Origin of the sequence: Allopontixanthobacter sp. (assembly GCF_034376665.1) — a bacterium.
In the GTDB taxonomy this organism is placed as follows: domain Bacteria; phylum Pseudomonadota; class Alphaproteobacteria; order Sphingomonadales; family Sphingomonadaceae; genus Allopontixanthobacter.
The window spans coordinates 1-18,111 of the sequence record NZ_JAXMJI010000112.1 but is presented as its reverse complement, the minus strand read 5'-3'; the positions used below and the strand labels follow the sequence as shown (position 1 = coordinate 18,111).

The following is an 18,111-nucleotide window of genomic DNA, read 5'->3' as shown; positions in this document are numbered from 1 at the left end:
TGTTTTGCGCGCCACGACGATTTACGGCTGGCGAACGCTGCCATCATAACCGCTATTGCGACGATTTCGCTTATACTTTGCGGCCTTGTCGCGAACACCGGTCTGCGCATGAAAATGCCGGTGGCAGACGCCCGCCTGGCCGGAATTGATGCAATGCTGGGCCTAGATATGGCCGATGCCGTTGTCCTTACCGCACAAACACCCTGGCTGTCAGAGCTGTTGGCTATTGCTTACAATTGGTCGTCCCTGGCAGTCGTAGCGGCAATTGTCGGTATGCTGGCTTGCAAGCAAATCGGGCGCTGTTGGGAACTGACACTCACGATCGTAATAACCATGCAGATCGTCGCCATAATTTCGGTTTTCTTCCCGGCGAAGGGTACTGCGTTTTTCTTCGATCTCGCTCATTTGCAAGGCAATGGCATTCCAGCTGGTGCAGCCGTTTACGCGGGCGACACCTTCGACCGCTTCTACCATGGATCTAAATTGCTGGTTGGACTTTCAGACCTGAATGGCGTGGTCGTCTTTCCATCATTTCATACGGTGCTCGCATTGCTGGCAACGCAAGCATTGTGGAATAGCCCGACCAGATGGCTGGCCGTCGTCTGGACGGCTTTGGTAATTGTTTCGACCATTCCAATGGGCGGACATTATGTTGTCGATCTGGCTGCAGGTGTCATCGTTTGGATGGTAGCCTACAAGGTTGCGATGTGGGCGGCATATGGCACGAATGACGGCTCCGCTATCAATAGCCCATCAAGCTGAGCACTTCCTTGCGGCTCCGCTGGTCGTCGAGAAAACATCCCATCAAACGGCTGGTGACCATGCCGACACCCGGCGTGCGGACGCCGCGAGCGGTCATGCAGGCATGGCTCGCCTCGATCACCACCGCAACCCCGTGTGGTTCGAGATTGTCCCAGATACACTGCGCCACCTCGGCGGTCAGGCGTTCCTGAATCTGCAGACGCCGCGCAAATCCGTGCAGTACCCGCGCCAACTTTGAAATACCGACCACATGGTTGCGCGGCAGATAGGCGATCGCCGCCTTGCCGATGATCGGTGCCATGTGATGTTCGCAGTGCGACTGGAACGGAATGTCGCGCAGCAGCACAACCTCGTCATATCCGCCGACTTCTTCAAATACGCGGCTCAGATAATATGCGGGGTCTTCGCCGTAGCCCTGGCAATATTCCTTCCAGGCACGCGCGACCCGCTTGGGCGTGTCGCGCAGCCCTTCCCGGTCCGGATCATCGCCGGTCCATTCGATCAGGGTGCGAATTGCATCCTGAACATTTTGCGGAACGGGCGGCTTACCGCGTTCCACATCTTCATCGGGGCCCACCAGACTGCTCACTCTATGTCTTCCTCTTCTTGACCTTGCTGCGAATCCTGCCGAGCAAGCTGCCATCCCGAAATATTCCGCCATGGGCGTAAGGTTCGAACAGTTCCTCGGGCGTCTCGGGATCCAGGATGCTGGATTCGGCCAGCACTTCCTGCACCTCGTTTAATTCCGGCAGTTCGAACCGCCGCAATGTACGGTTACGACCTGTCCCCAGTGCCCGGATCATTTCGGCCATACTGCCATGCCGCGCAAGCAGTCCCGGCACTTCTTCAATCTCCAGTCCGCAATGCTCTGCCAGCAGCGAATGCCGCAATCTTGCAACCTCCACGCGGCAATGATCATTTCCCGGCCGTTCGCAATCCACAAAAACGTCGCATTCGCTATCGAGCCCCATCGAACGGTTATTCATGTTCGCAGACCCGATTCGCAGGAGGCGATCGTCGATAATCATGATCTTGGCGTGCACATATATCGGTGTTTCGCCGGTGTACGGCACGTAAAGTCCAAATCGCCCCGCTTTATCAATATGCCCTAAGGTCCGTATCAGCTCCGCCCGCGCGTGATCCATCGCCTGTTGTTCCAGCCAGCCCTCGGCATGTTCGGCATGAACGATCAGGATTTCGGGCGGATTATCCCGGGCCAGACGCTCGCAGATTGCCTGACCGATGCGGCGGGACGTGAAATACTGGCTTTCCGCATAGATATAATCCTTCGCAGACGCGATCTGCCGTTCGAAGAGTGCCGCAATTTCGTCAATCTGCGGCTGGCCCCCATACTCGCCTCGTGTCCGGGCAATGCCCAGTTCGACGTTCTCGAATTGCGCCTCCAATTTGTCCGGCCACGCGTTTGACTGCTGCGCAGCTTCGGACACCGGCTTCAGCTCAGGCCCGCCCGCCATTGCCCATCGGTCGTGCGCCAGATCGCCCAAGGCAGACGCCGCTTCGCCTTCGATCATCATGGTTGCATCGTGCCAAGGGCCGTAAACCTTGCCGCGCGGCCGTTTGCGAAGGGGATTGACCTCCAAATGCTCCCGCGTATCCCACCGCCTGGTGGTCATATCGATACCGCCGCACACCGCGACGTGATTGTCTATTACGACGATCTTCTGGTGGTGACTGGCGCCGACAGGATGGTTGGTATCGAATTTGAAATCGATCCGCTTATGCGGCCACCAGCGGACCAGATCGACGATCATCGATCCGCGGGAGAAGAACTTGAGCGCGCCGTAGCTCCACTTCAGGATCCGGATTTCCAGCCCCTTGCGATGCCGGCTCAGCCACAGAATGAAACTGCCCAAACGGGAAGGATAGATGCGGCGGCGGCCCTTTTGATACCAGCGGCGCCCTTGTTCCAGGTGGATGCGGGTGTCGAAATCCCACCCGATCAGAAGAATACGCTCCTGCGCGGCCAGCATCGCCTGCTGCATATGCCGAAAATAATCCGCCGCATCGATTATCACCGTCGCGCGTTTGGCCCGGGCGTAACGCCAGACTCCCGGCTCGACCGAGGCATCCACATCCGCATCGACCCCATCGGCGTCTCCCTGCATGTACCATCCCCCGTATGAAACTTACTCTTTGGCGTCGTCTCGCGCTTCGGGTGTTACCTCTGCATCTTCAAATTCGTCTGCTTTTCGCCGGTCGAAGACCTCGCGCATATAGCGCGTGTCCTCGAATGTAAGATGCTTCGCGAAGTCTGGAAAGTGGTCGTCTTCCTCTTCTTCGATATGGTGGCGGTAATCATGGTCGAGCCGATTGAACTTGGCCATCCACGCGCTCGAATCCATAGCGGTGGCGGCGAGATCGTTCAGCGCCTCCTCGATTTCATGGTGCTCGGCAACCGAATGCCGGGTTTCGTCCGTGGTCTGGGGCTTGCGGAGCATCGTCGAGTACAGTGCCTGTTCCTCGGCGGAGGCGTGGGATTTAACTTCCAGCGTAAATTGTTCGAGCAGTTCCTTGCGCTCGTCCGTCTCGCCATGCGTATCCGCCAGTCTGTCGAGCAAAGCGCGATGCTTGTCATGATCCTGTTTCAGGCGGGCGAAAATATCCGCTGCATCGGCCAATGTGTATCTCCTTGTAGGGTGTCACACATCAACAGGCCAAAGCGCGCAGGGTTCCGAAACTGCGCGCCGAAGCGCCCCAAAACGAAAAGGCCTCCCCGCGGGATGGCCTTACGGATTTTGGTGCGCCCGGAAGGATTCGAACCTCCGACCCCTTGATTCGTAGTCAAGTACTCTATCCAGCTGAGCTACGGGCGCCAATGGAGGGCGGCACATAAGGGGGGCGTCGGCGCTTGGCAATCCCTTATCCGCCCAGATCGCCCACTTGTTTGCCGTCCGCTTGTCTGGCCCGGGCAAACAGCTGGCGTGCAAGCATGGCATCCATTGGCGGCTTGGCGAGCAATTCTATCTCGTCATCTGTAAACCAGCCAACGCCGCCACCTTCAAGACAGCGCGGCTGCACCGGAAGTTGCCTGTTCCATGGTGCGCCCGTGTAAAGCATTATGACAATCTGCATTTCGCCGCTGTCCGGATCGCTTTCGGCGAAGCCCGCCGGGCTCAGCATGCTGCTGTCCAGCGTGATACCCAGCTCCTCGAAAATCTCGCGAATCAACGCATTTGCAGGGGTTTCGCCCGGTTCCACCTTGCCCCCGGGGAATTCCCACAGGCCGCCGTGCTGCTTGTTTTCAGCGCGCAAATGCATCAGCCAGCGCCCTTCGCCATCGTGCAAAGCAAGGGCAACTACAGGAATCCATGTCGGATTATTTTCCATATTCGATCGCCTTCGAAACTTCTTCTTAAGGATTTGCGGCGAAATAGTGATCCATCAGATCGTACCGACGGGTGAATATATGAAGCCGAGCACATTCCTGAACAGACTCGGGTGCGACGCTTCGGGGGCCACCGCAGTCGAGTATGGTCTGATATTAGCTTTGATCTTTCTTGCCATAATTGGCGCTGTTCAGGGCTTTGGCGTTGCGGTTACCGACATGTGGAACGACGTTTCCACAGCAATAATCGTGGCGTCGCAATAGAGTGGGGCGGGGCATTAGGAAGTTGTAAATTCTTTCGCTCTACCTTCAGATTTGTCCGTATCGAATTCATCGGTCGGGCCGGGTAACGAAGACCATTCCAGGAGACTACACATGAAATTCTTCAGCAAACTGATCCGTAACGAAGACGGCGCTACTGCAATCGAATACGGCCTGATCGCTGCTCTGATCGCAGTTGCGGCCATCACTGCAATGCAGGGTGTCGGCACTCAGCTGAGCAGCACCTTCCAGAAGGTAAACACCTCACTGACAGATGCGAATGCGGCATAAGCCACATTAATTCAAGAATTTGAAGGCGGCGGGGAGCAATCCCCGCCGCCTTTTTATTTGCGCAATGTAATCCTGCCATTCAAACCACAGACCTGGCTGCTCTCACTTCACCACCAGCTTCACCTTCTGGCCAGCGGTAACGACATCCGACGAGCCCAGCCCGTTCAGCACGCGGAACCGCTGTTCCTGCGCGGTGGTATAGGCCATCCGGCCCGCCAGTGTGCGGACGGTGTCGCCCGGCCTGACCGTAACCACATCGATCCGGCGCGGCACGACTGCAGCAGCTTCCGAAGCCGAAATCCGCCGCATCGAATTGAACATCGGGGTAAATGTAGCCGACCGCCCGGCCGGGCTTATCGTGGCAAAGTGGAACGCCTGATTGTTCGAAAACTCGTATGCGAACACCGTGACATCCACCTGATTGCCGCCGCTGGTGACGCGGGCCGTGCCATACATCGCCGGAATCCCGTTGACTGTGGTGCGCTGCATACTCGCCGGGGCCAGGCTCTGCCCTGAACCTGCCAAGGCGCTGAATACCGACCGCACATAGCTGTCGAGATTGCCGCTGTAGGGTGCAGTTGAAAGCTGGGCACTGCCGCTTTCACCGTTGATCGACACCGCCCGGCTGCCGTTGACCATGTAGAATCCCGTCGGGGCGGTAAACGCCAGGCGGAATTGGGGATGCAGGAACTGGCGCCCCTCGATCACCCCCTGAGCCGGATCATCGCCATACATCATGCCGTCGATGCGGGTCAGGAACGTATCACGGTTGGTCGTCCCCGACGCCGCCCCTGCCTTCGCGAAGGCTGATTGCACCCGGCTGGCGGGATCGGGATGGGTCGAAGCCCACTCGGGTACCGACGCGTTATTACCGTGAAGTGAGGAATCGAGCGCATTTTGCGCTGCCAGGCTCTGCAGCACTGTCGCCATCGCACGCGGATCATACCCGGCGCTGTTCAGATACTGGATGCCGAGCTCGTCAGCCTGCAGTTCCTGGCTGCGGGAAAACTTCAGGGTAAGCAATTGCGAACCTTGCAGGAAGCCACGGGAAACTGTTTCACCCAGCCCGCTATCCCCGAGCAAGATACCCGACAGGATCGCCCCGGCGGCACCGATTATCGTATTTTGCTGGGCCTTGGACTGGCGTCGCTGCGAATGGCGCGCGGCAACATGGCCGACTTCGTGGCCGAGCACCCCGGCCAGTTCCGCTTCGTTGTTCATCAGACCCACCAGCTGGCGCGTTGCGTAGACATAGCCGCCGGGGATCGCGAAGGCGTTGTTGACCGAGCTATTCAGCAAAGTGACCGTAAAGCTGTCCCGCGCATTGCCGAGCCCGGACTGGACTGCAATATTCTTGCCGACCTGTTCAACATAGGCGGCCTGCGGTCCCTGATATGTACCGCCGAATTCCTGCAGCAACTGCGGATGGGCCTCAGCACCCATCTGAGCTTCGCTCGTAGTAATCGGCGCGGAGGCGCTGGGAATATCGCCGCCGCCCATGGCCGTACAACTGGTGAGGGAAAGCGAAGCAATCGCTGTCGTAAAAAGAGCTGTTTGCTTGAACTTTGGCATGTTGAAATGGTCTCCCGCAGAGATACGGAGCATGACTTGCTGCCTGCTACCGTCTGGTATCAACGTCAGAACCAGCGAGGTAGCAACTTTGTTCCGGTGTCAGAGAGAACCGATCTGCAGATAGCGCTCTTCGCGGAGCTGCCGCAATTCCGCCGATGATTTGCCGGAAAGACTGTCCAGCTCTTCCCCCAGGATATGCCCGAGCGTTTGTGCCGCTTCCACCGGGTTGCGGTGAGCCCCGCCTTCAGGCTCCGCAACGATACGGTCGATAATTTTCAGCTGCAGCAATTGCTGCGCGGTTACCTTCATCGCTTCGGCGGCGTCGGGCGCTTTTTCAGCGGTGCGCCACAGGATCGACGCGCAGCCTTCCGGCGAGATCACCGAATAGACCGCATGTTCCAACATCAGCACCCGCTCGGCGCTGGCCAGCGCGACCGCGCCGCCCGATCCGCCCTCGCCCACGATGGTTGCCACCATCGGCACGGGCAAGGCCAGGCAGGCCTCTGTCGAGCGGGCGATGGCTTCAGCCTGACCGCGCTCTTCCGCTTCCACCCCGGGGAATGCGACCGAAGTATCGACCAGCGTCACCACCGGCAGTCCGAACCGACCGGCCAGTTCCATCAGGCGGATCGCCTTGCGGTACCCCTCCGGTTTGCCCATGCCGAAATTGTGCCGGATGCGGGACTGGGTATCGTGGCCCTTTTCATGGCCGATCAGCATCACGCGGCGTCCGCCAAGGCTGGCGAACCCGCCCAGGATAGCCTCGTCCTCGCCGTACAGACGGTCCCCACCCAGCGGCATGAAATCATCGAAAGCGTGTTCGATGAAATCGCGAAAATGCGGGCGAGCCGGATGCCGGGCGACCTGTGTCTTCTGCCACGGGGTCAGCGAAGCGTAGGTACTGGCCAGCAGGGCGGCGCACTTCTTCTCGAGCCGGCGTAATTCTGCGGAGATGTCGACATCGTCGCCCTCTGCGGCGCTGCGCAATTCTGCGATGCGGGCTTCAAGCTGGGCAACCGGCTTCTCGAATTCGAGGTATGCAATCATTGCGCCGCGCTAGTCCTAGTCGCCGCGATCGGCAAGGGGGCGGGCGCGCGTTTTATCCCGCTGGCGGGCGAGAGGGTGGCGCTGGTTGACCAGCGCCACCAGCCGTGCGCTATCGACATGGGTATAGATCTGCGTGGTCGCAATATCCGCGTGACCAAGCAACGTCTGGAGCACGCGCAGGTCCGCCCCGCCCTCCAGCAGATGGGTGGCAAAGGCATGGCGAAGGACGTGCGGGCTGATCTTTTCCGGCGGGAGATCGGCCCGCACGGCCAGGTCTTTCAGCATCTGGAACAGCCGGACCCGCGACAGATGGCTGCCACGCGAAGGGAAAAGGTATTTATTGCCCGGCGGTACTTTGCAGCTTCGCACCGCTGCCCAATCCGCAAGCGCTGCCCTCGCCCGCTTGCCCACCGGCACCAGGCGGGCCTGTCCGCCCTTGCCGGTGACCGTCAGCAGCGGAGCGTCGCGAGGGATTGCGGACAGCGGGAGCGACACCAGTTCGGTGGCGCGCAGGCCCGATCCATAAAGCATCTCGAGCAACGCCAGCAGCCGAACAGCCGCCGGCTTTCCGCCAGACGCCTCAAGTTCCGCCTGGGCGAACAAGGCGGAAATCTGGGCGTGGGACAGGATTCTCGGTAGCGGCCTTCGCGGCGTCGCGCGCGGCAGGGCCGCAGAAGGATCGTCTGCCCGCACCCCCTCGTCCACCAGAAAGCCGTAGAACTGCCGCAAGGCCGATGCCTTCCGGGCAAGGCTCGAAGGTGCCAGGTCGGACCACGCCGCTCCCAGCTTCGCCAGGTCCGCTGCCTGCGCTCCTGCCAGGCTACCGATCCGTTCCTGCGCGCCCTCCAGATCGCGGCGATAGGCGAGCAGCGTGTTGGCCGCCGCGCCGCGTTCCGCCGCGAGCATGGCCAGAAAGCTGTCGATTTCGTCGGAAATGGCGACGCTCCCCTTCTGCCGTTCCGCCCGCCGGGCTACCCGCGCGCGACGGCCTCCGCCGCGATCATCCTGGCTTCGGCTTCCATCCCGACGCGATTCAGGGCCGATACGATGTGATAGAGATGCAGCGCCGTCATCTTGTCCCATCCTTCGCCCTGCATCCCGACACCTGCCAGATAGGCAACCAGCGCCGGGTTGCGGACTTCGGCCGCCCTGTCGATCAACCGGCTCCATTTGGACTGGCGCCCCAGATCGATCGAGACCCGCCCCGACAGATCGGAAATTACCGATGGCTCGACCCGGCCCAAACCGGCCAATCCGGCCAGCAGGAATTTCGATTTGCGCTGCTCCGAACTGGAATCGTCATCGAAAAAACTGTCGAGCCCTCCGGCACCAACCGGACTGCCTCGAGCAGGCTGGGCCAAGGCCAGCAGCGCCCAGCCCTCGCTGCCCTGTTCGACCACAGGCGCCCATCGCAGTGCATTGCGGTCAAGCCCGGCGGCCAGCATCGATGCGATCAATTGCCCTGCATCGGCTTCGAAATCCTCGCTTACCGGCATCCGGGCGGCGGCATAGGCGGTCAGCACCAGACCGCTGTAACCACTGGGGCCCTCGACGCTCCAGATAGATTTCATCGCAGCCAGACGGTCTTGCGGACTTCCCCCGACATAGGCGGTCTGCAGCAGCTCGGCGGTCTCCGCAGCGGGATCCTCGAAATCATCCACTGCGTATATCTGGGCATAGAGATCGACCAGCGCCGCCGATGACAGAATGCCCTCGCTCGCCGCGCGCGCCGAGCCGGCGATACGCTGCGGCAGTGCCAGCATCGGGGCGACTGCGGATACCCGTTCATAATAGGCCCCGGCATCCTCCAGCAGGACAGCCGGTATTTCCGCGCCCACCGCCGTTGCCAGCGCAAATCGCCAGGGTGTCATATCGTCGACAGTGTCCCATTCCAGCGTCACCGCCCGCCGGCCACGGCCCGCCGCGCCGGCATAACGCTGGGCCAGCAGCACGTCGATATCGGGCGCGATCTGCCGCGACAGGGCCCTGTTGAGCTGCGTATTGGCGCGGACTTCCTGGCCGGAATAGGCGTCGCAAATCGATTGGAGCATCTTCCACTGGGGATCGTCGCGCCCGCCGCCCTGCAGCTTGACCGCGGGACACGCGCCGACCAGATCCGCCGTTCCGATATAAGCGGTTAGCGCCGTGTCGGTCAGCCGTTTGTCCCAATTGCTGGTATCGACATCCTGCACCAGCGTCCGCGCGGCGGAAAATTCTCCCAGCCGATTGAGGGCATTAGCGCGCAGGGCGGCAAATTCGACCGGGTCCATTCCTTGCGGCGCTGCAAGGCGGCTGGCGAGTGCCCGGCGCAGCATGATGTGGCCCCAGCGCGAGACAACCGGCCCCCTGGTGCCTGTCAGGGCAGCCCGCACAATCGAGGCCGGCTGGTTTGCCAGCGCCGCCGGGGGAAGTCCGCCCTCGGTCGAGGCCAGAATCCCTACCCGTGACAACGAACGACGCGCAGCGGGCGGGATATCGAATTTCGGCTTGAGACCGAGCAATTCGTCGAGTTCGTCCGCATCCATCGATTCCAGTTCGCTTAGCGACGGCAACCCGTCGGGAACGTTGATCAGTTCCTGGACTGACCTCTCGCCCGGTGACGGTAGCGGCTGCACCACCGGAGTTCCGCCAGGCACAGGCGTTGCTGGCGGGGCGGCCGGGCGCGGCGTCGATGCCGGCCGGGGTGCGGGGGACGGCGCGGGGGTGGGATCGTCGAAACCTGGCGGCAGCAGCGATGTCGGGGCGCCGTGCGCGACGGCCAGAGCCGAACACAGCGCCGCCGCGCCCGCCCCAGCGAACAGCACGCGGCGCAAGGGCGTTTTCCCGGTCTTGTCTTTCTTTCCGGTCATGGCGCAGGCTCCGGTAATACGGCAGATGGGTCGGCGGGTGCTGATACGGGCTGGACGATCGGGCGCAAGGATTCTTCCCCCCCATCGATCCAGGCATAGGCCAGCAACAGTGCTACCATAACGGCCAGCAATCCTAGAATCCGTTTAGAGGGCATGATGAAATCTGTCTGCACCGATCGTGAACCATAGTTGCGCCCCGCCTAGCGCATCTATAGGCGAAGCGGCAATGGATATGGACGATCAACCTTCGGCTCCTCCCGGGCGGGGCAGGCATCCCGATGCCGCAGCGGCCCGCGCGATTGCTGCGCGGATCGGGCGGCCTATAGTGCTGGTTGGCCTGATGGGTGCCGGAAAAACTACCGTCGGGCGGCGACTAGCGAGCCTGCTGCGAACGGAGTTCGTTGATGCCGACGATGCGATCGAAGATGCCGCGCAGTTGTCGATCGCAGAAATCTTCGAACAATTCGGCGAGGAATATTTCCGCGACGGCGAACGGCGGGTGATCGCACGATTGATTGAAGACTCCGCTCGGAACAAGGGCGGAGTCATTGCTACCGGGGGCGGCGCGTTCTGCAATTCGGAAACCCGCGCATTGATTCTGGCGGAAGCGGTGGCGGTATGGATCGATTGCGACATCGATACGCTGGTAGAACGCACCGGTCGGCGCAACGTCCGCCCGCTGCTGCGCGGCGGCGACCCACATGAAATCCTCTCCCGCCTGCACCGGGAACGCCGGGAGTTCTATGCGCAGGCACCGATCAGGATCAACAGCCGGACCGGGCCGCACCAGGACACTGCCCTGGCAATAATCGAGGCAATAGACAAATGGCTGTAATTCCGGTCGAGCTGGCGGGCCGCGCCTATGACGTACGGGTGGAGGCCGGATTGCTGGCCAATGTCGCTGCGCATTGCTCGCCTTTTCTGCGCAAGCCGCGGGTTCCGGTGATCACCGATGAAAATGTTGCGCAGCATTGGCGCGAACCGGTCGAGCGCTCCCTCGCCGCGGCCGGTCACGAAGTCCGGTGGCATGTGCTGCCCGCAGGCGAGCGGGCGAAGAGCTGGGCCGAACTTGCCCGCACAGTCGATTGGCTGCTGAACGAAGAGGTGGAGCGCGGAGACCATATCCTCGCGCTTGGCGGCGGCGTTGTGGGGGACCTGTCCGGTTTTGCTGCGGCAATCCTCAAGCGCGGCTGCGGATTTATCCAATTGCCCACGACGCTGCTGGCGCAGGTCGATTCCTCCGTCGGGGGAAAGACCGCGATCAACACATCAGCGGGCAAGAACCTCGTCGGGGCGTTTCACCAGCCTTCGCTGGTCCTCGCCGACCTCGACGCGCTCGGCACCCTTCCTCCGCGCGAAATGCGCGCCGGCTATGCCGAAGTGATCAAATACGGCATTCTGGGCGACGCCGAATTCTTCGACTGGTGCGAAGCCAATGGACCCGCAGCCATTTCCGGCGACAAGCACCTGCTTGAACAGGCGGTTGCACGCAGCGTGGCCGCCAAGGCGCGGATCGTGGCGCAGGACGAACGCGAAACCACCGGCGCGCGCGCGCTCCTCAATCTGGGCCACACATTCGGTCATGCGCTGGAAGCGCAGACCGGCTTCTCGGAACGCCTGCTCCACGGCGAAGGCGTTGCCTTGGGCATGGCGCTGGCCGCGCGCTATTCCGCGCGCCGCGGATTTATCTCTCGGGGCGATGCTGCGCGGGTTTCAAGGGCCATCGCGGCTGCCGGCCTGCCAACCGAGCTTTCCACGCTTGGCCTGAACTGTAGCGGCAAGGAACTGGCCGATCACATGCTGCACGACAAGAAGATGGATGCAGGCACCCTGCCGTTCATTCTGCTGCGCAGCATCGGTGCAGCATTTTTGGACCGGAACGTCACATTGAGCGATGTAGCGGCATTTCTGGACGAGGAATTGCAGCGATCTTAACCGGCAAGAATATGAAACCATTGCCTTTACAATCAAAGCCGTATCGCTAGACCTTGATTCGCGGCGCTCTATTCGATCCTGGCGCTCGCAAGGGGGATGCACGTGACCAGAATGCGAGTCAGCCACAAAGTATCTGCTGTTTTGTTGGCAGCGGCGATTTTTCCGACCTCGGCTTTTGCCACTGATCCGGAGACTGTCGCCGTCCCGACAGAGATGGATTATTCACGAGCGGCCGAAACGGTTGACCCGATTATTTCAAACCTCAAGGCGAACAAATTCCAGGACGCCGTCGAATTGGCGTTCGAATCCAACCCGCTCGTCGGCAACATGAAATCCCAGATTTCGGTACTTGTTGGCCAGATTACCACTGTCGCCGAGATATATGGTCCGATCCAGCAATGTGAGCTTGCCGAACGCAGCCATCTTGGTTCCCTTATGATCCGGCTGACCTATGTCTGTCAGCACGAAAATTACCTGACCCGGTGGCATTTCAAGATCGCCAGGATAACCAAGGGCAATACGATCATGTCCATGGATTTTGCTGACGCGAGTTAGCGTCGCCTATTCCAGCTCCAGAATAACTGCATCTACCGCGAGGCTGTCGCCTTGCGCCGCGTTGATTTTTGCGACGACACCGGCTTTTTCTGCGCGCAGGATGTTTTCCATCTTCATCGCCTCGACAGTCGCAAGTGGCTGTCCGGGCTGAACGTCCTCGCCTTCCCCGACATGCAGTTTCATCAGCAGGCCGGGCATCGGGCAGATCAGGAACTTCGACAGATCGGGCGGGATCTTCTCGATCATGTGGCTGGCCAGATGCGCAATATGGGCTGGCAGAATGCGCAGCACATGCTTCGCGCCGCGCGTGGTAATCGCATAGCCGGTGCGGGTCGGCTTTAGCTGGATCGTCAGCGGATCATCATCCACCTCGACATCCACTATCACGTCGCCCGGCGTATATTCCATTTCGAGCTCGATCTGGGCGCCGTCGACGGTAATGCCGTCTTCCTCCAGACTGACCGCGTAATCGCGCCCGTCCAGCGTAACCACCCAGTCGCCCGGAGGCGCGGTGCGGCCATTCAGGCGCTGATCGATTCGCTGGGCGCGGTCGGCGTCGGCGGTCGCGATCACGCCGGCAATCGCGGCTAGTGCGCGCTTGAGGTGGTCCGACGTCGCCGCGCCTTCGAACCCGTCCGGATATTCCTCGGCTATGAAACCGGTGGTGAGTTCGCCGGAGCGGAAACGCGGATGCTGCATGATTGCGCTGAGGAAATCGACATTGTGCCCCAGCCCTTCGATCCGGAACGCATCGAGCGCCTGGATCTGCAAGTCGGCGGCTTCGCCCCGCGTTTCGCCCCAGGTCACCAGCTTGGCGATCATCGGATCGTAGAACATGCTGACTTCGCCGCCTTCGAACACCCCGTCATCCACGCGAACTCCGTCCACCCCGCGCCGTCCGTTCGCGTCCCCGTCATCAGCCCAGGGTTCGACAGGCGGTTCATAATGCACCAGCCGCCCGGTGCTGGGCAGGAACCCGCGATAGGGATCTTCGGCATAGACGCGGTTTTCGATGGCCCAGCCGTCGATAGTCACATCGTCCTGCGTCATTTCCAGCTTCTCACCGGCGGCAACGCGGATCATCTGTTCGACCAGATCGACCCCGGTGATTGCCTCGGTCACCGGATGTTCGACCTGCAGGCGGGTGTTCATTTCCAGGAAGTAGAAACTCTCCCCGCTCGGGTCCGCGCCGCTGACAATCAGCTCGACCGTGCCCGCGCTGTAATAGCCAACCGCCGCCGCCAGCGCGACGCATTGCTCACCCATCGCCTTGCGCATCTTGGGCGTGACGAAGGGCGACGGGGCTTCCTCCACCACTTTCTGGTGGCGGCGCTGGATGCTGCATTCGCGTTCATTGAGGTAGAGAATATTGCCGTGCTTATCGCCCAGGATCTGGATTTCGATATGGCGGGGATTGAGGATAAATTTCTCGATGAATACACGGTCATCGCCAAAGGAATTGAGCCCTTCGCGCTTGGTCGCTTCGAACCCTTCGCGCACGTCCTGTTCGCTATAAGCGAGCCGCATACCCTTGCCGCCGCCGCCGGCACTGGCCTTCATCATCACCGGATAGCCGATTTCTTCCGAAATCCGCACCGCGTGCTCGGTATCATCGATTTCGCCGACGAAGCCGGGAACCACGTTGACGCCCGCTTCCAGCGCCAGTTTCTTGCTTTCGATCTTGTCGCCCATGGCGGCAATAGCGTTCACCGGCGGGCCGATAAATTCGATCCCTTCCTTCGCCAGCGCCTCGGCAAAGCTGGTCCGTTCGGACAGGAAACCATAGCCCGGATGAACTGCCTCGGCCCCGGTCTGCTTGCAGGCGGCGATGATCTTTTCCGCGACCAGATAGCTTTCCGACGCGGCGGATGGCCCGATATTGACCGCTTCGTCGGCCATCCTGACGAATGGGGCGCGGGCGTCCGCATCGGAATAGACCGCCACGGTGGCAATCCCCATCCGGCGCGCGGTCTTGATAACCCGGCAGGCAATTTCGCCGCGGTTGGCGATAAGGATTTTCTTGAACATCAGTAATTTCCCACCAATTCGGTCAGTTGTTCGGTGCGCTTGATCGTCAAGGCAGAATCTCTTCGTAATCTTTCGCCAGTTGTCTGAGTTTTTCGGTACGCTCGATCGTCAGACGTGTGAGGCATCGACTGAAAAGCATCGGCTCCATGCTTCCGCCGCGCGCGAAATAGCCTTCGCTCATACAATGTGCATCGCGATAGGCGATCCACGCGCGCTGCGCCTTCAAGAGGGTATCGAAAAATCCTTCACGATTGTCGTGTGTGAGGTCGAGATTCTCATCGCGCAGCTTCATGGTCGCTGCGGTCAGCTGCCACTGCGCATTCAATTCCGCGTCGGCAGCCTCGGAATCCTGATAAGCGCAAAAGTTCATTTCCGCCTGCATGATCGGATTGTCGCAGTCGGTCTCGGGTTCTCCCGCCAGCAGGAGTAAAGGCAGCAAGGCGATCATTGCGCAGTCCCCTTCCGCTGCATTGCAAAGCCGGTCGAATCTGCGGTGAAACAAAGCAAGCGATCGGCGGCGGAGAGGCGAGCAGTCACTCTGCCGGTTCCATCACTTTGCAGGCGCGCAGCGGTTCCTCGCCCTGCAGCGCAGTCAGGCCGAGCCGCGCAAACAAGGCCGCGTCGCTGTCATCGCCCGCATTGGGGGCGGTCAGCAATTTGTCGCCGGTGAAGATCGAATTCGCGCCCGCCATGAAGCACAGCGCCTGCGCCGCATCGGACATGCTTTCGCGCCCGGCAGACAGCCGCACCATGCTCAGCGGCATGGTGATCCGCGCCACCGCGACGGTGCGGACGAATTCGATATCGTCGATCTTGGCCATCGGCGTATCGGCCAGCATATCGCCCAGCACGGTGCCCTTGACCGGGACTAGCGCGTTGACCGGCACGCTTTCGGGATGCTGCGGCAGCGTGGCGAGCGTGTGGATGAAGCCCACCCGGTCTTCCCGCGTTTCGCCCATGCCGACAATCCCGCCGCTGCACACATTGATGCCGGAAGCGCGGACGTTCGCCAGCGTATCGAGCCGTTCGTCCATCGTTCGCGTGGTGATGACGCGCTCGTAATATTCGGGGCTGCTGTCGATATTGTGGTTGTAATAATCGAGGCCCGCCTCCGCCAGCATCCCCGCCTGTTTCGGGGTCAGCATCCCCAGCGTCATGCAGGTTTCGAGGCCCATGCCGCGCACGCCCTTCACAATCTCGACGATCGCAGGCATGTCGCGGTCCTTGGGATTGCGCCACGCTGCGCCCATGCAGAACCGCTGGCTGCCATGGTCCTTCGCCTGCGCGGCGGATTGCAATACTGCCTGCACATCCATCAGCTTGGTCGCCTCGACCCCGCTGTCTGCCTTCACAGACTGGCTGCAATAGCCGCAATCTTCCGGGCAACCGCCGGTCTTGATGCTGAGCAGGGTGCAGAGTTGAATTTGTTCTGGCGGATGGTTCTCGCGGTGGACGGTGGCCGCCTGGAACAACAGTTCGGTGAACGGAAGGTCGAAGAGCGCCGCGATTTCGGTGCGGGTCCAGTCGGTGCGGGGTTCGGTCATTTGAATGTGCTTTCGGCTTCAAACTTTTTTTCGATGCTCTTTGCGAACCATCGACAGAATAGGAATGAAATGATGAGCACCAAAATGAGACTCACACCAAACCAGACCCATGCAACTGGGTCATCTGAATATGGACCAGGCAGATCGAATGCCATTGCGAAAATTGTGACGATAAACTCAATCGCATAGCCGATCCCAAAAAGAATAACCGAGAGGACTAGAGTTCCAATCAAGACAAGACGTGTCACTCCGCTCCCTCCCTCGTCATTGCGAGCGTAGCGAAGCAAACCATGGACCAGCGCCGTGGATTGCCGCGTCGCCTGCGGCTCCTCGCAATGACGAAAGGATGGGTCATTCCGCCGCCTCCAGATCATCCACGGCGGGTGGCATGTTGTGCCCCAGAAGCCGCAACATATCCGCGCCGCACTCCACCACATTGCTGCCCGGGCCGTAGATACCCTGCACCCCGGCTTCGCGCAGGAATTCGTAATCCTGCGGCGGGATCACGCCTCCCGCGACGACCTTGATATCGGCGCGGCCCGCTTCCTTAACCAAGCGGACCAGTTCGGGGATGAGCGTCTTGTGCCCGGCGGCAAGGCTGCTGGCGCCGATGGCATCGACATCCTTCTCCAACGCCATCGCGGCGGTTTCCTCGGGGGTCTGGAACAGGGGTCCGGAAACCACCTCGAAGCCCATATCGGTGAAGGCACTGGCGATCACATTCGCGCCGCGGTCGTGACCGTCCTGGCCCATCTTGGCGACCATGATCTTCGGTTTGCGGCCTAGGCGGCGTTCCACCGCGTTAACTCCGTCAAGCACCTGGGCCCAGCGCTGGTCGAATTCATAGGCAGTCTTGTAAACGCCCTTCACCGGGGTCGGCACCGTGTCGTAGCGGCCGAAAACCTCCTCCATCGCGGTGGAAATCTCGCCCAAAGTAGCGCGCTGGCGGGCAGCCTCAACCGCAAGGGCAAGGAGGTTGTTTTCCAATCCTCCCCGGCCCGGGTAGGTGGCATCTGCGCCAGCGGATGACGGAGGGGCACGCCCCACACGGACTACGCTCGTGGAATGTGCCCCTCCCCCTGCCTGCGGCTGGTCCCCCTCCCCGGATCGGGGAGGATTTCTGCATGCTTCGGTCAGCGCCTTCAGCGCCGCCTGACACGCGGCCTCGTCACGGCCAGCGCGGTTTTTCTCCAGCCGGGCGATCTGGCCCTTGCGGACGGCGTGGTTGTCGATGTCGAGCGTGTCCATCGAATCTTCGGTGTGGAGGCGGTATTTGTTGACCCCGATGATCACGTCCTCGCCGCGATCTACGCGGGTCTGCTTGGCGGCGGCGGCTTCCTCGATCCGCTGTTTCGGCATGCCGGACGCAACCGCCTTGGTCATGCCGCCCGCCGCGTCCACTTCGGCCATCAGCGCTTCGGCTTCCTCGACCAGCTTCGCGGTCAGTGCCTCGATATAATAGCTGCCGCCCAGGGGATCGACGACCTTGGTAATCCCGGCTTCTTCCTGCAGCACCAGCTGCGTGTTGCGCGCGATGCGGGCGCTGAAATCGGTCGGCAGAGCGATCGCTTCGTCCAGCGCGTTGGTGTGGAGCGACTGCGTGCCGCCCAGCGTCGCCGCCATCGCCTCTACCGTGGTGCGGATGACATTGTTGTAGGGGTCCTGTTCCTGCAGCGACACGCCGGATGTCTGGCAATGGGTGCGCAGCATCTTGGAACGTTCGGACTTCGCGCCCAGATCGTCCATCACCTTGTACCAAAGCGTGCGCGCGGCGCGCAGCTTGGCGATTTCCATGAAGAAATTCATGCCGATGCCGAAGAAGAACGACAGCCGCCCGGCGAAAGCGTCGATATCCAGCCCGGTGGCCATTGCCGATTTCACATATTCCTTGCCGTCGGCAATGGTGAAGGCGAGTTCCTGC

General features: G+C 61.0%; 19 protein-coding genes and 1 tRNA gene. 6 read left to right on the top strand and 14 right to left on the bottom strand.

Annotation, left to right across the window (positions count from 1 at the left end; all coding sequences use genetic code 11):
* Positions 1-762, top strand: a 762-nt coding sequence (locus tag U0988_RS12710) for a phosphatase PAP2 family protein (protein ID WP_322292995.1), incomplete at its 5' end; no start/stop codon positions are given.
* Here U0988_RS12710 and folE read toward each other — a convergent pair.
* The 5 genes from folE to U0988_RS12685 all read right to left on the bottom strand — a co-directional run bounded on the left by folE (position 743) and on the right by U0988_RS12685 (position 4,110).
* Positions 743-1,351: a GTP cyclohydrolase I FolE gene (gene folE, locus U0988_RS12705; RefSeq protein ID WP_322292994.1), complete on the bottom strand. Its 609-nt coding sequence runs from the start codon at positions 1,349-1,351 to the stop codon at positions 743-745. The genes U0988_RS12710 and folE overlap by 20 nt on opposite strands.
* Before the next feature lies 1 nt (position 1,352).
* Positions 1,353-2,888: a phospholipase D-like domain-containing protein gene (locus tag U0988_RS12700; RefSeq protein ID WP_322292993.1), complete on the bottom strand. Its 1,536-nt coding sequence runs from the start codon at positions 2,886-2,888 to the stop codon at positions 1,353-1,355.
* 21 nt (positions 2,889-2,909) lie between these two features.
* A complete protein-coding gene (locus U0988_RS12695; RefSeq protein ID WP_322292992.1) occupies positions 2,910-3,401 on the bottom strand; it encodes a hemerythrin domain-containing protein in 492 nt (163 codons plus the stop codon).
* 118 nt (positions 3,402-3,519) lie between these two features.
* Positions 3,520-3,596, bottom strand: a tRNA-Arg gene (locus tag U0988_RS12690).
* Between the two features lie 46 nt (positions 3,597-3,642).
* Positions 3,643-4,110 (bottom strand): NUDIX domain-containing protein, encoded by a 468-nt coding sequence (locus tag U0988_RS12685; RefSeq protein ID WP_322292991.1) that lies wholly within the window; start codon positions 4,108-4,110, stop codon positions 3,643-3,645.
* Positions 4,111-4,189: 79 nt separating this feature from the next.
* Here U0988_RS12685 and U0988_RS12680 point away from each other — a divergent pair, with 79 nt between their 5' ends.
* Both U0988_RS12680 and U0988_RS12675 read left to right on the top strand, forming a co-directional pair.
* On the top strand, positions 4,190-4,372 hold the full coding sequence (locus tag U0988_RS12680; RefSeq protein WP_322292999.1) for a Flp family type IVb pilin: 183 nt from the start codon (positions 4,190-4,192) through the stop codon (positions 4,370-4,372).
* A gap of 111 nt (positions 4,373-4,483) precedes the next feature.
* Complete coding sequence (locus U0988_RS12675; protein ID WP_322292990.1) at positions 4,484-4,660, top strand: Flp family type IVb pilin; 177 nt, start codon at positions 4,484-4,486, stop codon at positions 4,658-4,660.
* 102 nt (positions 4,661-4,762) lie between these two features.
* Here the strand turns inward: U0988_RS12675 and U0988_RS12670 are convergent, their stop codons facing one another.
* The 4 genes from U0988_RS12670 to U0988_RS12655 all read right to left on the bottom strand — a co-directional run bounded on the left by U0988_RS12670 (position 4,763) and on the right by U0988_RS12655 (position 10,128).
* Positions 4,763-6,232, bottom strand: a complete 1,470-nt coding sequence (locus U0988_RS12670) for a M48 family metalloprotease (protein WP_322292998.1) — start codon at positions 6,230-6,232, stop codon at positions 4,763-4,765.
* A 99-nt stretch (positions 6,233-6,331) separates the two neighbouring features.
* Positions 6,332-7,279, bottom strand: coding sequence for an acetyl-CoA carboxylase carboxyltransferase subunit alpha (locus U0988_RS12665; protein ID WP_322292989.1), 948 nt, complete (start codon positions 7,277-7,279; stop codon positions 6,332-6,334).
* A 15-nt stretch (positions 7,280-7,294) separates the two neighbouring features.
* Entirely contained in the window at positions 7,295-8,215 is a 921-nt protein-coding gene (locus U0988_RS12660) for a tyrosine recombinase (protein ID WP_322292997.1), read from the bottom strand.
* Positions 8,216-8,250: 35 nt separating this feature from the next.
* Positions 8,251-10,128, bottom strand: coding sequence for a hypothetical protein (locus U0988_RS12655; protein WP_322292988.1), 1,878 nt, complete (start codon positions 10,126-10,128; stop codon positions 8,251-8,253).
* Positions 10,129-10,360: 232 nt separating this feature from the next.
* Here U0988_RS12655 and U0988_RS12650 point away from each other — a divergent pair, with 232 nt between their 5' ends.
* The 3 genes from U0988_RS12650 to U0988_RS12640 all read left to right on the top strand — a co-directional run bounded on the left by U0988_RS12650 (position 10,361) and on the right by U0988_RS12640 (position 12,618).
* Positions 10,361-10,963, top strand: coding sequence for a shikimate kinase (locus tag U0988_RS12650; RefSeq protein WP_322292996.1), 603 nt, complete (start codon positions 10,361-10,363; stop codon positions 10,961-10,963).
* Positions 10,954-12,063 (top strand): 3-dehydroquinate synthase, encoded by a 1,110-nt coding sequence (gene aroB, locus U0988_RS12645; protein ID WP_322292987.1) that lies wholly within the window; start codon positions 10,954-10,956, stop codon positions 12,061-12,063. The genes U0988_RS12650 and aroB overlap by 10 nt, the downstream gene beginning before the upstream one ends.
* Positions 12,064-12,165: 102 nt before the next feature.
* Positions 12,166-12,618: a hypothetical protein gene (locus U0988_RS12640; RefSeq protein WP_322292986.1), complete on the top strand. Its 453-nt coding sequence runs from the start codon at positions 12,166-12,168 to the stop codon at positions 12,616-12,618.
* A gap of 6 nt (positions 12,619-12,624) precedes the next feature.
* On the opposite strand, the gene U0988_RS12635 is transcribed toward U0988_RS12640, so the two are convergent.
* From U0988_RS12635 to U0988_RS12615, 5 genes are all read right to left on the bottom strand, one after another.
* Entirely contained in the window at positions 12,625-14,646 is a 2,022-nt protein-coding gene (locus U0988_RS12635) for an acetyl/propionyl/methylcrotonyl-CoA carboxylase subunit alpha (RefSeq protein WP_322292985.1), read from the bottom strand.
* 46 nt (positions 14,647-14,692) lie between these two features.
* Positions 14,693-15,094 (bottom strand): lysozyme inhibitor LprI family protein, encoded by a 402-nt coding sequence (locus U0988_RS12630; protein ID WP_322292984.1) that lies wholly within the window; start codon positions 15,092-15,094, stop codon positions 14,693-14,695.
* Between the two features lie 85 nt (positions 15,095-15,179).
* The gene (bioB, locus tag U0988_RS12625; RefSeq protein ID WP_322292983.1) at positions 15,180-16,190 is read right to left on the bottom strand and encodes a biotin synthase BioB; all 1,011 of its coding nucleotides are present in this window, start codon (positions 16,188-16,190) and stop codon (positions 15,180-15,182) included.
* Positions 16,187-16,438, bottom strand: coding sequence for a hypothetical protein (locus U0988_RS12620; RefSeq protein ID WP_322292982.1), 252 nt, complete (start codon positions 16,436-16,438; stop codon positions 16,187-16,189). Before U0988_RS12620 ends, bioB begins: the two co-directional genes overlap by 4 nt.
* Before the next feature lie 103 nt (positions 16,439-16,541).
* The coding region (locus tag U0988_RS12615) for a methylmalonyl-CoA mutase family protein (protein ID WP_322292981.1) at positions 16,542-18,111 on the bottom strand (1,570 nt) is incomplete at its 5' end.